At 65.9% G+C, this 13,094-nt stretch carries 14 protein-coding genes; 3 read left to right on the top strand and 11 right to left on the bottom strand.

Annotated elements, in window-relative coordinates; all coding sequences use genetic code 11:
- Nucleotides 1-20 precede the first annotated feature (20 nt).
- From holA to CHB88_RS05945, 9 genes are all read right to left on the bottom strand, one after another.
- The gene (gene holA / locus CHB88_RS05985; RefSeq protein ID WP_089398358.1) at nucleotides 21-1,034 is read right to left on the bottom strand and encodes a DNA polymerase III subunit delta; all 1,014 of its coding nucleotides are present in this window, start codon (nucleotides 1,032-1,034) and stop codon (nucleotides 21-23) included.
- Between the two features lie 20 nt (nucleotides 1,035-1,054).
- The gene (locus tag CHB88_RS05980) at nucleotides 1,055-1,564 is read right to left on the bottom strand and encodes an LPS-assembly lipoprotein LptE (protein WP_089398357.1); all 510 of its coding nucleotides are present in this window, start codon (nucleotides 1,562-1,564) and stop codon (nucleotides 1,055-1,057) included.
- A gap of 34 nt (nucleotides 1,565-1,598) precedes the next feature.
- Entirely contained in the window at nucleotides 1,599-4,247 is a 2,649-nt protein-coding gene (leuS, locus tag CHB88_RS05975; protein WP_089398356.1) for a leucine--tRNA ligase, read from the bottom strand.
- Nucleotides 4,248-4,380: 133 nt separating this feature from the next.
- Nucleotides 4,381-4,707, bottom strand: coding sequence for a barstar family protein (locus CHB88_RS05970; RefSeq protein ID WP_089398355.1), 327 nt, complete (start codon nucleotides 4,705-4,707; stop codon nucleotides 4,381-4,383).
- 8 nt (nucleotides 4,708-4,715) lie between these two features.
- Complete coding sequence (locus CHB88_RS05965) at nucleotides 4,716-5,144, bottom strand: ExbD/TolR family protein (RefSeq protein ID WP_089398354.1); 429 nt, start codon at nucleotides 5,142-5,144, stop codon at nucleotides 4,716-4,718.
- A gap of 20 nt (nucleotides 5,145-5,164) precedes the next feature.
- The gene (locus CHB88_RS05960) at nucleotides 5,165-5,845 is read right to left on the bottom strand and encodes a MotA/TolQ/ExbB proton channel family protein (RefSeq protein WP_089398353.1); all 681 of its coding nucleotides are present in this window, start codon (nucleotides 5,843-5,845) and stop codon (nucleotides 5,165-5,167) included.
- 18 nt (nucleotides 5,846-5,863) lie between these two features.
- Entirely contained in the window at nucleotides 5,864-6,580 is a 717-nt protein-coding gene (locus CHB88_RS05955) for an energy transducer TonB (protein WP_143131136.1), read from the bottom strand.
- 33 nt (nucleotides 6,581-6,613) lie between these two features.
- Nucleotides 6,614-7,411, bottom strand: a complete 798-nt coding sequence (gene dapB / locus CHB88_RS05950; RefSeq protein ID WP_089398351.1) for a 4-hydroxy-tetrahydrodipicolinate reductase — start codon at nucleotides 7,409-7,411, stop codon at nucleotides 6,614-6,616.
- Between the two features lie 50 nt (nucleotides 7,412-7,461).
- Nucleotides 7,462-8,019 (bottom strand): outer membrane protein assembly factor BamE, encoded by a 558-nt coding sequence (locus tag CHB88_RS05945; protein ID WP_245844761.1) that lies wholly within the window; start codon nucleotides 8,017-8,019, stop codon nucleotides 7,462-7,464.
- Nucleotides 8,020-8,094: 75 nt separating this feature from the next.
- On the opposite strand from CHB88_RS05945, the gene fur reads away from it, so the two are divergent.
- Entirely contained in the window at nucleotides 8,095-8,526 is a 432-nt protein-coding gene (gene fur / locus CHB88_RS05940) for a ferric iron uptake transcriptional regulator (RefSeq protein ID WP_089398350.1), read from the top strand.
- A gap of 39 nt (nucleotides 8,527-8,565) precedes the next feature.
- Here the strand turns inward: fur and hrcA are convergent, their stop codons facing one another.
- Both hrcA and CHB88_RS05930 read right to left on the bottom strand, forming a co-directional pair.
- Nucleotides 8,566-9,585, bottom strand: coding sequence for a heat-inducible transcriptional repressor HrcA (hrcA, locus tag CHB88_RS05935; RefSeq protein ID WP_089398349.1), 1,020 nt, complete (start codon nucleotides 9,583-9,585; stop codon nucleotides 8,566-8,568).
- Between the two features lie 9 nt (nucleotides 9,586-9,594).
- Nucleotides 9,595-10,341 (bottom strand): HAD family hydrolase, encoded by a 747-nt coding sequence (locus tag CHB88_RS05930; RefSeq protein WP_089398348.1) that lies wholly within the window; start codon nucleotides 10,339-10,341, stop codon nucleotides 9,595-9,597.
- Between the two features lie 59 nt (nucleotides 10,342-10,400).
- Between CHB88_RS05930 and CHB88_RS05925 the strand changes: the two genes are divergently transcribed.
- The gene (locus tag CHB88_RS05925) at nucleotides 10,401-11,318 is read left to right on the top strand and encodes an NAD kinase (protein WP_089398347.1); all 918 of its coding nucleotides are present in this window, start codon (nucleotides 10,401-10,403) and stop codon (nucleotides 11,316-11,318) included.
- A gap of 76 nt (nucleotides 11,319-11,394) precedes the next feature.
- Nucleotides 11,395-13,041 (top strand): DNA repair protein RecN, encoded by a 1,647-nt coding sequence (gene recN, locus CHB88_RS05920; protein ID WP_089398346.1) that lies wholly within the window; start codon nucleotides 11,395-11,397, stop codon nucleotides 13,039-13,041.
- The last annotated feature ends 53 nt before the right edge of the window (nucleotides 13,042-13,094 follow it).

The raw sequence follows: 13,094 nt of genomic DNA, 5'->3' as shown, positions 1-13,094 counted from the left end.
AATCTGTTGGGGCAGGGCGCTCATGCGGCGAGCTTCAGCCCGAGCTGGAGCAGCGCATCCCAGGGGTCGCCGGCGAACTGCTTCGCCCGCAGCCCCTTCACCATCTTATCGATCTGGGCCGCTTCCTGCAGCGCCGCCTGCAGGCGCGGCAGGCTGAGCCGGCGCAGCGCCGGTTCCATCAGTCGCTCGCGCGGACCCCAGATGCGGTATTCCTTCAGCAGCGCGCCCACCGGCCGGCCGAGCGCCATGCCGGACTTCAGCTTGAGCAGGGTGCGGATTTCCTCCGCCACCGCCCACAGCACCAGCGGCAGGGCCTCGCCTTCACCCTTCAAGCCCTCCAGCATGCGCACCAGGCGCCTGGCATCGCCGGCCAGAAGGGCCTCGCTGAGCTTGAAGACGTCGTAGCGGGCGACGTTCAGCACCGCGTCCTGAATCTGCTCGGCGCTCAGCTTGCCGCTCGGATAGAGCAGGCCGAGCTTCTGGATTTCCTGGTGCGCCGCCAGCAGGTTGCCTTCCACCCGTTCGGCGATGAAGTCCAGGCCGGCGCGGTCGGCGCTCTGCTGCTGGGCGGCGAGGCGAGCGCCGATCCAGCCCGGCAGCTGCGCCCGCTCCACCAGCGGAATCTCGATGTAGACCGCCGCCTGCTGCAGCGCGCCCACCCAGGCCGACTTGGCGGTCTGCCAGTCCAGCTTGGGCAGGGTGATCAGGGTGACGTTGTCCGGACTCAGGCCGCGCGCATAGTCCTGCAGCGCCTGGCCGCCATCCTTGCCCGGCTTGCCGGTCGGAATGCGCAGCTCGATCAGCTTGCGCTCGCCGAACAGCGACTGCGACTGGTTCGCCGCCAGCAGTTGTCCCCACTTGAAGCCGCGCTCCACCACCAGCACCTCGCGCTCGGAAAAGCCCTGCCCGCGCGCCGTGCGGCGGATGCGGTCGGCCGCCTCCAGCGCCAGCAGGTGCTCGTCGCTGCTGATGACGTACAGCGGCGCCAGCGTCTTGGCGAGATGGCCGTCGAGGGCGTCGAGCTTGAGCTGCATTCCGGCTTTCCCGTGTCGTCTTACGAAGCGTCGGGCTTCGGGATCGCTGCCATGCGGCGCAGGATCTGCTGCACCGCATCCCCCTGCATTTCGCGGAACAGGAGTTCGTCTTCCTTTTCCTTGGCCAGCACCTGGTTTTCGTTGAAGGTGATGTCGCGCTTCTGCACCAGTTCCACCGGCGCCAGCAGTTCCTTGCCGGCGTTGTCGCGCACGCGGAAACGCAGGCGGTAGAACAGCGTGTATTCACGGATGCGGCCCTGGGTGTTGAGCAGCGGCGCGCTCTGGTCGCGGCGTTCCGACACCACTTCGAATATCGCCTGCGCCTGCTTCGGGTCCGTCACCACCTGGGTGCCGCCGGCCCGGAGGTAGCGCCGCAATTCGACGCCGAGCGGCGCGTTCGGCGGCATGTTGACGAACACCGTCTGGAAGGGCAGTGCCGCCTTGCCGTCGGAACCGCGCAGGTGGAAGCCGCAGGCCGACAGCACGATGCTGGCGGCAAGCAGGAGCGGCAGCAGGATTTTCAGGCGCATGCGCTTTCCTTCGCTTTCCTCATGAGCCGTCGCCTCAGGCGACGATGTTGACCAGCTTGCCCGGCACGATGATGACCTTCTTCGGCGCGCCGGTGACGAACTTCTGCACATTCTCGTTGGCCAGCGCGGCAGCTTCGATGGCCGCCTTGTCGGCTTCCTTCGGCACCTTGACGCTGCCGCGCAGCTTGCCGTTGACCTGCACCATCAGCTCGATCTCGGCCTGCTCCAGCGCGCCGGCATCGACCTGCGGCCAGGGCGCGTCGAGGATGTCGCCGAACTGCGCGGCGTAGCCGAGCTCCTGCCACAGCACATGGGTGATGTGCGGCGCCACCGGATACAGCACGCGCAGGAAGATGGACAAACCTTCGGTGATCACCGCGGCGGAGGCGGCGGACTCGTCCAGCTTCGCGCCTTCCAGGGTGTTGAGCATCTTCATGCAGGCCGACACCACGGTGTTGTACTGGATGCGCTTGAAGTCATGGTCCGCCTGCTGCAAGATCTTGTGGATCTCGCGGCGCAGCGTCTTGTGCGATTCGGACAGCTCGGCGGCATTGGTCGCGCCGGCGCCGGCCACCTTCGCCGACTGCGCCTGGGCATAGGTCCAGACGCGGCGCAGGAAGCGGTTGGCGCCCTCGACGCCGGCGCCCGACCATTCCAGGGTTTGCTCGGGCGGCGAGGCGAACATGGTGAACAGGCGGGCGGTGTCGGCGCCGTACTGGTCGATCTGGGCCTGCGGGTCGATGCCGTTGTTCTTCGACTTCGACATCTTCTCGGTGCCGCCGATCATCACCGGCTTGCCGTCGGTCTTCAGCACCGCGGAAACCGGCCGGCCCTTGTCGTCGAAGGTGAGCTCGACGTCGGCCGGGTTGAACCATGTTTTCTTGCCGGCCTCGTCCTCGCGGTAGTAGGTCTCGTTGAGCACCATGCCCTGGGTCAGCAGGTTGACGAAGGGCTCGTCGAACTTCACCAGGCCGAAGTCGCGCATCACCTTGGTCCAGAAGCGGGCATACAGCAGGTGCAGCACCGCATGCTCGATGCCGCCGATGTACTGGTCCATCGGCATCCAGTAATCGTTGCGCGCATCGACCATGGCGTCGCTGCTGCCCGGGGAGCAGTAGCGCATGTAGTACCAGGACGAGTCGACGAAGGTGTCCATGGTGTCAGTCTCGCGCCGCGCCGGCTTGCCGCAGCAGGGGCAGTCCACCTTGAGGAAGGCTTCATGCTTGTTGAGCGGATTGCCGCTGCCGTCCGGCACGCAGTCTTCCGGCAGCACCACCGGCAGGTCCTTCTCCGGCACCGGCACGTCGCCGCAGGATTCGCAGTGGATGATGGGAATCGGCGTGCCCCAGTAGCGCTGGCGCGAGATGCCCCAGTCGCGCAGGCGGTAGGTGATCTTCTTCTCGCCCAGGCCTTGCGCGGCCAGATCGGCGGCGATCGCATCCACCGCGGCCTGGTAGCTGAGGCCGTCGTACTTGCCGGAGGCGATGCAGCGGCCGTTCTCCTTGTCGGCGTACCACTCCTGCCAGGCATCGGTGGAGTAGGCCTTGCCTTCCACGTCGATGACCTGCCTGATCGGCAGGCCGTATTTCTTGGCGAAGGCGAAATCGCGCTCGTCGTGCGCCGGCACGCCCATCACTGCGCCGTCGCCGTAGGTGATCAGCACATAGTTGCCGACCCAGACTTCCACTTGGGCGCCGGTCAGCGGATGCGTGACGAACAGGCCGGTGGGCATGCCCTTCTTCTCCATCGTCGCCATGTCGGCTTCGATCACGCTGCCCTGCTTGCATTCGGCGATGAAGGCGGCCAGCTGCGGGTTGCTCTGCGCGGCGTGGGCGGCCAGCGCATGCTCCGGCGCGACGGCGCAGAAGGTCACGCCCATGATGGTGTCGGCGCGGGTGGTGAACACCCACAGCTTGCCGTCGTTGATCGGCTCGCCGGCATGGTTCCGGATCTCATGCGGGAAGGCGAAGCGCACGCCGGTGGACTTGCCGATCCAGTTGGACTGCATGATGCGCACCCGCTCCGGCCAGCCGGGCAGCTTGTTGTCGACATGGTCGAGCAGCTCTTCGGCGTAGTCGGTGATGCGGGCGTAGTACATCGGGATCTCGCGCTTCTCGATCAGCGCGCCGGAACGCCAGCCGCGGCCGTCGATCACCTGCTCGTTGGCCAGCACCGTCTGGTCGATCGGGTCCCAGTTCACCGTGCCGGTCTTCTTGTAGATGATGCCTTTCTCCAGCATCTTCAGGAACATCCACTGGTTCCACTTGTAATACTCGGGACGGCAGGCGGTCATCTCGCGCGACCAGTCGATCGCCAGGCCCATGGCCTGCATCTGCGTCTTCATGTACTCGATGTTGGAGTAGGTCCACTGCGCCGGCGGCACGCCGTTGGCCATGGCGGCGTTCTCCGCCGGCATGCCGAAGGCGTCCCAGCCCATCGGCATCAGCACGTTGTAGCCGTTCATCCGCAGGTAGCGGTACATCACGTCGTTGATGGTGTAGTTGCGCACGTGGCCCATGTGCAGCTTGCCGGACGGGTAGGGCAGCATGGAACAGGCGTAGAACTTCGGCTTGTCCTTGCCGGCCTTGTCCTTCGCGTTCTCGACGGCGCGATAGGCGTCGACGGCTTGCCAGTGGGCCTGCGCCGATTTTTCCACCTCGGCGGGAATGTATTTCTCTTGCATGACGGATGGGAGCGACAAAAGTGAATGTGAACCGGTGATTATACCGGGTCGGCCGCCGGCATCGGCGGCGCGATGCGCGCGGGAAAGGCCGAAAATGCCGGGAAAATGCCGGCGGAAAGGGGAAATTCGGGGATCAGCGCAGCGTCAGCGCCAATGCCGGCTTCTCGCCGTAATCCTCATAGCGCTCGTTGATCATCTCGACGCAGTCTTCCAGCGTCGGCAGGATGTCGGGCGCTTGGCGCCTGAGCGCATCGGCGTTGGCGATCTCGATCTGCAGCAGCTCGTCCGGCCCGAGCTGGAAGCGGGTCATGCCCTCGTCGTCGCGCAGGTAGCTGAGGCAATCGACCCAGGCATCCATGTTGTTGCCGTAGAAGTCGGGAAAGCCGAAGGCGTCCCGGCACTGGGCGTGGAAGGCGGGCCAATCGGCGATCGCCGCGCCGTCGAGGGTGACTGTTGCCATAGTGCTTCCTATTTCGCCGGGGCGGCGTTGGCGTCGGTGACGAAGCCCATCTTGGTCATGCCGCTGGTCTGGGCAGCCGACATGACCTGGGCGATGGTTTCGTAGCGAGTGGACTTGTCGGCGCGCAGCTGCAGGTCGGGCTGCGGCTTCTTCCGTGCCGCCGCCGCCAGCCGCGCGGCCAGTTCCTCCTGCGTCACCGGATCGTTGTTCCAGAAAATCTTGTTTTCGCCGTTGATCGACACCGAGACCGTCTCCGGCTTTTCCGGCGCCGCCGGCGACTGGGCGCTCGGCAGGTCGAGCTTGATCGCGTGGGTGAACAGCGGCGCGGTGATGATGAAGATCACCAGCAGCACCAGCATCACGTCGACCATTGGCGTGACGTTGATGTCCGCCATGGGCGCCTGCTTCTTGTCGTCGTTAAATCCGCCGAAAGCCATGGAAACTCCTGTTGATGGGCTTACTTGCTGCCGACGCGGGCGCCGGTGGTCAGATAAGCATGCAGATCGTGGGCGAAGGCATCGAGTTCCGCCAGCGTGACGCGGTTGACCCGGGTGAAGGCGTTGTAGGCCAGCACCGCCGGAATCGCCACCACCAGGCCGAGCGCGGTCATGATCAGCGCCTCGCCCACCGGGCCGGCCACCTTGTCGATCTGCACCGTGCCGGCGGTGGAAACCGCGATCAGCGCATGGTAGATGCCCCAGACGGTGCCGAACAGCCCGACGAAGGGAGCGGTGGAGCCGACCGAGGCCAAGAGCGTCAGCCCGCTTTCCAGGCGCGACGAGACGCGGTTGATTTCCTGGCGCAGGGTGCGGGTGATCAGTTCGCCCGGATCGGTGGACGCATTCAGCGAGCCGCCCTGGGCCGAGATGTTGGCCGCCTCGGCGCCCTGGGCGGCCAGCGGCGCGTAGACATTTTCGGCATCCGACTGCTTGAGGCCGGCGACCGCATCGCCCAGCGTCGGCGCCTTCCAGAATCCTTCGACCGCGCTGGCGCTGCGGCGGATGCGCCAGGAACTCCAGGATTTCGAGAAGATGTAGTACCAGCTGACGACCGACATCAGCAGCAGCACGTAGGCCACCGCATGCGAAATGGCGTCGCCTTGCGACCAGTAATGCGCGAATCCCAGGGTTTGATTCATGGTGTTGATGGTAAAAAGTTAATTCTGGAGTTTAAACGGAACCGATAGCTGATACCACTGGCCCACCGGCTTGCCATCCTCCGTGGCGGGGTTGAAGCGCCACGACTGCACCGCCTTCTGCGCCGACTCATCCAGCAGCGGATAGCCGCTGGACGACTTCACCTTGACCTCGCCGGCGGCGCCCTCGGCGGTCACGAAGACCTGCAGCACCACCGTGCCCTGTTCCTCGTAGCGGCGCGACATCGCCGGATACTCCGGCTTGCGGTTGCTGGCGGCGTAGCTGGCCGGGATGGAGACGCCGGTCCTGGCCGGTGGCGGCGGGGGCGCGGGAGGGGCGGGTGGCGCCGGCGGCGCGGCCGGAGCGGGCGCCGGCACGGCGGTGGTGTTCGACGGCGACGGCGCGGGCGAGAAGGTCACTTCCGGCGGCTTGACCTGGGGCGCCGGCACGGGTGTCGGCGCCGGGGTGGGCTTGGGAGCGGGCGCCGGCTTCGGCGGCCGCTTGGGTTCCGGCCGCTTCTTCTCGGGCGGCGGTGGCGGGGGAGGAGCCGGCGTCGGCGGCGCTGCCGGCAGGGGCTCCGGTTCGGTCTTCGGCGGCTTCAGCAATTCCACCGTCATTACCGGCGGCGGCTTGGGCGCCTCGCTGCCGGCGTTCAGCCCGGCCACCACGGCAGCCACCAGCGCTGCATGCAGCGCCATGGTGGCGGCGACGGCGGCACCGAGCCGGACGGGTTTCATGGGCGGCAAACCCTCCGGATCGCCGCTGCCGGCTTACTTGAGGCCGAGCACATCCTGCATGTCGTACAGGCCGGTCTGCTTGTCGGCCAGGAAGCGGGCGGCGCGCAGGCTGCCGTGGGCGTAGGTGACGCGGCTGGCCGACTTGTGGGTGATCTCGATGCGCTCGCCGATGCCGGCGAACAGCACGGTATGGTCGCCGACGATGTCGCCGCCGCGGATGGTGGCGAAACCGATGGAGGAGGGATCGCGCTCGCCGGTCACGCCTTCGCGGGCGTAGACCGCCACATCCTTCAGGTCGCGGCCGATGGCATTGGCGATCACCTCTCCCATCTTGAGGGCGGTGCCCGAGGGGGCGTCCACCTTGTGGCGGTGGTGGGCTTCGATGATCTCGATGTCGTATCCGTGGGAGAAGCTCTTCGCCGCCATCTCCAGCAGCTTCATGGTGACGTTGACGCCGACGCTCATGTTGGGCGCGAACACGATGGCCACCTTTTTCGCCGCCTCGGCGATGGCGGCCTTGCCGGCCTCGTCGAAGCCGGTGGTGCCGATGATCATCTTGATGCCGTGGGCGGCGCAGTATTCGAGGTGCTTCAGCGTGCCTTCGGGCCGGGTGAAATCGATCAGGACCTCGGCATGGGCGAGGCCCCTGGCCAGGTCGGATTCGATGGCCACGCCGGCCGGCTTGCCGAGGAAAGCGGCGGCATCGGTGCCGAGCGCCGGGCTGGCGGGAACGTCGAGGGCACCGGCGAGGGTGGCGTCATCGGCCTGTTGCACGGTTTCGATCAGCATGCGGCCCATGCGGCCGGATGCGCCTGCGATTGCGATTTTCATGGATGATTTGAACGGTGCGGTGAGTTCTTGTTGCAGCGTGGCTGTCTTATTTATTTTGCCCTGACGGAAGGCGTATCGCCCGGCGCCGAGCCGGAAATCATGGCCAGATATTCTTTTTCCGTCGGCAGGTTGCCGCCGTCGATATCCACCAGCTTGTTCCCCTGGAAGTGGGCGGTGACATGGCTGGTCAGCACTTCGCCGTTGCGCTTCTGCAGGCGGAACACGTAGTCCCAGCGGTCGGCGTGGAAAGGGTCGGCCAGCAGCGGCGTGCCGAGCACGAACTTGACCTGTTCCCGCGTCACGCCGTCGGGGCTGCGCATGCCTTCCTTCAGCTGGTCGACGGTTTCGCGCGACACGAAGTTGCCTTGCTGGACATCGACGCGGTAGGGCGAGAGCACGCCGAGGAAGCGGCGCAGGCCTGTCGGTCCGGTGCGCTGGGCGCCGTCCGCGGCCATCGAGGGTGCCGCAGCCGGACGCGCGGTCGCCTGGGCCGGCGCATCGTCCATCAGCGGATTCTTGGAAGCGCAACCGGCGACGCCTGCGACGAGGGCCAGGCACAGCAGGCTAGCCAAGGCTGGTGTACGATCTTTCGAAAACGGCATTTGCATGTAAGTCTCAATTCGTTGAGCAGTAGTGCCAAAACGCTATATGATAAGCCAGATACTCGCTATCCTACCAACAACATGCCGAACAATCCCTCCGAGCTGAAGGCCAGCGGACTGAAAGCCACCCTGCCCAGGCTCAAGATCCTCGAGATTTTCCAGAACAGCAATGTGCGCCATCTGAGCGCCGAGGATGTCTACAAGATCCTGCTCAGCGAGAACATGGACATCGGCCTCGCCACGGTTTACCGGGTGCTGACCCAGTTCGAGCAGGCCGGCCTGTTGCAGCGAAATCATTTCGAAAGCGGCAAGGCGGTGTTCGAGCTGAACGAGGGCTCGCACCACGACCATCTGGTGTGCCTGGACTGCGGCCGCGTGGAAGAGTTCTTCGACCCCGAGATCGAGCAGCGCCAGCAGCGGATCGCGCAGGATCGGGGCTTCAGCATCGCAGAACATGCGTTGGCCCTGTACGGCCATTGCACCAAGACCGACTGCCCCCACCGTCAGCGGTGACGACACCGGAGCCGGCCCGGCTTACCTCGGAAGAGTCGCTCAGGAATGGCTTAGGGCGTTGGAAAGCAGCTTCGCGGTGATGTCCACGATCGGGATCACCCGCTCGTAAGCCATGCGCGTCGGGCCGATCACGCCCAGGGTGCCGACGATCCTGCCGTTCACCTCGTAGGGCGCGGTGACGACGCTCATGTCGTCCATCGGCACCAGCTGCGATTCGCCGCCGATGAAGATCTGCACGCCGGAAGCCTTGCTCGAGACGTCCAGCAGCTGCAGCAGGCTGGTCTTCTGCTCGAACATCTCGAACAGCTTGCGCAGCGAGGTCATGTTGGAGGAAAGGTCGCTCACGCTCAGCAGGTTGCGCTCGCCCGAGATCACCACCTCGTCGGCCGTGTCGGCCATGGCGTCGCTGCCGGCTTCCACTGCCGCATGCATCAGCTGGGTCATGTCGTCGCGCAGCTGGCGCAGTTCGTTCTGCAGGCGCGCCCGCACCTCGTTGAAGTGCAGTCCGCCGAAATGCTGGTTGATGTAGTTGGCCGCCTGGGTCAGCTGCGCCGGGGTGTAATCCACCTCGGTCAGCAGCAGGCGGTTCTGCACTTCGCCGCTGGGCGCGACGATCACCAGCAGGATGCGCCGTTCCGACAGGCGCAGGAATTCGATCTGCTGGAAAACCGATTCGTGCTTGGGCGTCATGACCACGCCGGCGAACTGCGAGAGCGACGACAGCACCTGGGCGGCGTTGGTGATGATGCGCTGCGGCGAAGCGCGCAGCGTGGGATGCAGCTTCGATTCCACCGCGCTTTCGTCGATGTGCTGCACGGTGAGCAGGGTGTCGACGAAGAAACGGTAGCCCTTGGGCGTGGGCACGCGGCCGGCGGAAGTGTGGGGGCTGGCGACGAAGCCCATCTCCTCGAGGTCCGACATGATGTTGCGGATGGTGGCGGGAGAGACGTCGAGGCCGGAGATCTTCGACAATGCGCGGGAGCCGACCGGCTGCCCATCGGCGATGTACCGTTCGACCAAGGCCTTCAGGAGGGTTTGAGCGCGCTTATCGAGTTGCATGGGATCATTCTAGCGACCAGCCGGCTGGGGCGGCAACACAATCATGCGTCCGCTCAACCAATTTTCAAGATCGAACAACGTTGTACAGATGGCATCCGGCTGCACTTCCGGCGGCAGTTCCCGCGCCGGACCGAGTTCCGGCCGGTTCAGCCAGAGCGCATGCAGGCCGGCCTGTTTTGCTCCTTTGACATCGAGCAAGGGATCGTCGCCGACATACACCGCTTCCGACGGTAGCACGCCGAGCGACTCGCAGGCGGCATGGAAGATGGCCGGATCGGGCTTGGCGCTGCCGAAATGACATGCCGCAATCGATGTGCTGAAAAAATGGGCAAGGCCGATCGCTCCCAGGTCCGCCACGCCGTTGGACACGGAGCCGACCAGCACCCGCCGGCGCAGCGAGGCCAGGACCGGCAGCACGTCGGCGAAGGGCTCCACCCGGTTGCGGGCCGTCGAGAACACCTCCAGCGCCGCGTCCACCTTGGCCAGGTCTTCGCCCACGTGCCGGAACGCCTCGGTCAGGCCGGCATGGCGCAGCGCCTTCAGGTCTAGCTGGTAGACCGGATCGGTCTTCATCAGCGCCATGCGCCGCGCGCGCAGGCTGTCGATGGTGAATTCCCGCGTCACCGCCGGCGCGTGCCGTTCCAGCCAGGCGAACATCTCGTCTTCGGCGCGCCGGATCACCGGCACGATGGGCCAGAGCGTATCGTCGAGGTCGAACAGAACGGCCTTGATCACCGCGGGATTGTTGGCAGGCATGATGGATATTTGGCAAGCATCCAGATAATTGATGCACGAATTATGGTCTAATCCGGAGCATGTCGCCTTCGCAAACCCCAACCTCGTCATCCCGGTTTCACACCGTCGCCATCATCGGCAAGTACGGCGCCGCCGGCATCGAGCAGTCGCTGTCCGACATCGCCGATTTCCTGACCCGCTCGGGACATGAGGTGGTGTTCGAGGCCGAGACCGCCCGCAACGTCTCGTTCGCCAATGTGCGCGCCATGACGCCGCAGGAGATCGGCCTGCATGCCGACGTCGCCATCGTCGTCGGCGGCGACGGCACCATGCTCGGCATCGCGCGCCAGCTCGCGCCTTACCATGTGCCGCTGATCGGCATCAACCAGGGCCGGCTCGGCTTCATGACCGACATCCCGCAGGATGGCATGATCCCGGTGCTGGCCGACATGCTGGCCGGCAAGCTGGAGTCCGAAAACCGCAGCCTGCTGGAAAGCAGCGTGGTGCGCGACGGCGCCGCCATCTTCGAGGCGCTGGCCTTCAACGACGTGGTGGTGACGCGCGGCGCCACCACCGGCATGGCGGAGCTGAAGGTGGAGGTGGACGGCCGCTTCATGTACAACCAGCGCTCGGACGGCCTGATCGTCTCCACGCCCACCGGTTCCACCGCCTACGCGCTGTCGGCCGGCGGCCCGCTGCTGCATCCCAGCCTGGGCGGGCTGGTGCTGGTGCCGATCGCGCCGCATTCGCTGTCGAACCGGCCGATCGTGGTGCCGGACACCAGCACCATCGTCATCGAAGTCATGGGCGGACGCGACATCAACGCCAACTTCGACATGCAAGCCTTCACCAGCCTGCAGCACCACGACCGCATCGTCGTCAGGCGTTCCGCCCACACAATCACCTTCCTGCATCCGGCGGGCTGGAGCTACTACCACACGCTGCGCGAAAAGCTGCACTGGCATGAATATCCGTCGGCCGAAGGCCGGCTAAAATAGCGTCTGCCGATGCCATGGTTCAACTGCGCCATGGCCGCACCACCAACCCAAGCGGCTGACTGAAAAGATCCCCATCATGCTTCGAACCCTCTCGATTCGAGACTTTGTTATCGTTGATGCAATCGAACTGGAATTCTCCCCCGGGTTCACGGTATTCACCGGCGAAACCGGCGCCGGCAAATCCATCCTGATCGATGCGCTGGCCCTGACCCTCGGCGGCCGCGGCGACGCCAGCGTGGTGCGCGAGGGCGCGCCGAAGACCGACATCACCGCCGAATTCGCGCTCACCGACGATGCCCGCGCCTGGCTCGATTCCCATGAAATCAACAGCGAGGAGGGCGGCGTGCTGCTGCGCCGGGTGATCGACAATGCCGGCCGCTCCAAGGCTTACATCAACGGCATCGCGTCCACCGCCGCCCAGCTGCGCGAACTGGGCGAGATGCTGGTCGACATCCATGGCCAGCATGCCCACCAGTCCCTGCTCAAGACCGATGCCCAGCGCATCCTGCTCGATTCCCAGGCCGGTCTGCAGGACGATGCCCGCGTCGTGGCCGCCGCCTATCGCGCCTGGCGCACGCTGGCCAAGCAGCGCGAGGAGTTCGAGATCAATGCCCGCAACGTGCTGCTGGAGCGCGAACGTCTCGAATGGCAGGTGGGCGAGCTGGAGAAGCTGGCGCCCAAGCCGGGCGAATGGGCCGACATCAGCAACGAGCACAGCCGCCTGTCGCATGCGGCCAGCCTGATCGAGGGCGCCCAGGAAGCGCTGCACATGATTTCCGAGGCCGACAACCCGATGCTGTCGCAGCTGTCGGTGATGACCCAGAAGCTGAGCCGCCTGGCCGACATCGACGCCACCTTGAAGCCGGTGATCGAGGCGCTGGAGCCGGCCGCAATCCAGCTGCAGGAAGCGGTCTACTCGCTCAACGATTACCTGGGCCGGGTGGAACTCGATCCGGAACGCCTGCATGAAGTGGAGTCGCGCCTGGACGCGCTGCATTCCACCGCCCGCAAGTTCCGGGTGGCGCCGGACGATCTGCCGCAGGAGCTGGCCACGCTGTCCGAGCAGCTCAGGCAACTGGCCGACGCCAGCGACATCGAGGCGCTGCGCGCGCAGGAGGAAAAGCTCAAGGCGACGTATATGGGCGCGGCGCAGAAGCTGTCCAAGGCGCGCGCCGCCGCCGCCGCCAAGCTGGGCGAGGCGGTCACCGCCGCCATGCAGGAACTGAGCATGGCCGGCGGCCGCCTGGAAATCGCGCTGAACGCCTGCGAGCCGGCCGGCTACGGCCTGGAGCAGGTGGAGTTCATGGTGGCGGCCCATGCCGGCACCACCGCCCGGGCGCTGGCCAAGGTAGCCTCCGGCGGTGAGCTGGCGCGCATCTCGCTCGCGATTTCCGTCATTACCTCCACCGCCACGGCGACGCCGACCCTGATCTTCGACGAGGTCGACACCGGCATCGGCGGCGGCGTGGCGGAAGTCGTCGGCCGTCTGCTCAAGCGCCTCGGCCAGGACCGGCAGGTGCTGTGCGTCACTCATCTGCCGCAGGTCGCCAGCCAGGCCAACCAGCATTTCCAGGTCAGCAAATCCAGCGCCAGCGGCCGCACCGTTTCGCGCATCGAGGCGCTCGATCCGAAGGCGCGCATCGAGGAAGTGGCGCGCATGCTCGGCGGCATCGAGATTACCGCCACCACCCGCAAGCACGCGCGGGAATTGCTCGCGTCCTGAGGCTTTCACGCATCATGCGATGGCGGCCGCAGGCGCCGCCATCGCTTTCTCCA

Origin of the sequence: Noviherbaspirillum humi (genome assembly GCF_900188095.1) — a bacterium.
Taxonomy (GTDB): Bacteria; Pseudomonadota; Gammaproteobacteria; order Burkholderiales; family Burkholderiaceae_D; genus Noviherbaspirillum; species Noviherbaspirillum humi.
Note: the sequence above shows the minus strand (reverse complement) of the source record. Positions and strands in the feature narration are given on the sequence as shown.

What these genes read in the sequence shown, in the direction of transcription:
- holA (WP_089398358.1), bottom strand. Translation starts at nt 1,034, where the DNA reads ATGCAGCTCAAGCTCGACGCCCTCGACGGCCATCTCGCCAAGACGCTG.
- CHB88_RS05980 (WP_089398357.1), bottom strand. Translation starts at nt 1,564, where the DNA reads ATGCGCCTGAAAATCCTGCTGCCGCTCCTGCTTGCCGCCAGCATCGTG.
- leuS (WP_089398356.1), bottom strand. Translation starts at nt 4,247, where the DNA reads ATGCAAGAGAAATACATTCCCGCCGAGGTGGAAAAATCGGCGCAGGCC.
- CHB88_RS05970 (WP_089398355.1), bottom strand. Translation starts at nt 4,707, where the DNA reads ATGGCAACAGTCACCCTCGACGGCGCGGCGATCGCCGATTGGCCCGCC.
- CHB88_RS05965 (WP_089398354.1), bottom strand. Translation starts at nt 5,144, where the DNA reads ATGGCTTTCGGCGGATTTAACGACGACAAGAAGCAGGCGCCCATGGCG.
- CHB88_RS05960 (WP_089398353.1), bottom strand. Translation starts at nt 5,845, where the DNA reads ATGAATCAAACCCTGGGATTCGCGCATTACTGGTCGCAAGGCGACGCC.
- CHB88_RS05955 (WP_143131136.1), bottom strand. Translation starts at nt 6,580, where the DNA reads ATGAAACCCGTCCGGCTCGGTGCCGCCGTCGCCGCCACCATGGCGCTG.
- dapB (WP_089398351.1), bottom strand. Translation starts at nt 7,411, where the DNA reads ATGAAAATCGCAATCGCAGGCGCATCCGGCCGCATGGGCCGCATGCTG.
- CHB88_RS05945 (WP_245844761.1), bottom strand. Translation starts at nt 8,019, where the DNA reads ATGCAAATGCCGTTTTCGAAAGATCGTACACCAGCCTTGGCTAGCCTG.
- fur (WP_089398350.1), top strand. Translation starts at nt 8,095, where the DNA reads ATGCCGAACAATCCCTCCGAGCTGAAGGCCAGCGGACTGAAAGCCACC.
- hrcA (WP_089398349.1), bottom strand. Translation starts at nt 9,585, where the DNA reads ATGCAACTCGATAAGCGCGCTCAAACCCTCCTGAAGGCCTTGGTCGAA.
- CHB88_RS05930 (WP_089398348.1), bottom strand. Translation starts at nt 10,341, where the DNA reads ATGCCTGCCAACAATCCCGCGGTGATCAAGGCCGTTCTGTTCGACCTC.
- CHB88_RS05925 (WP_089398347.1), top strand. Translation starts at nt 10,401, where the DNA reads ATGTCGCCTTCGCAAACCCCAACCTCGTCATCCCGGTTTCACACCGTC.
- recN (WP_089398346.1), top strand. Translation starts at nt 11,395, where the DNA reads ATGCTTCGAACCCTCTCGATTCGAGACTTTGTTATCGTTGATGCAATC.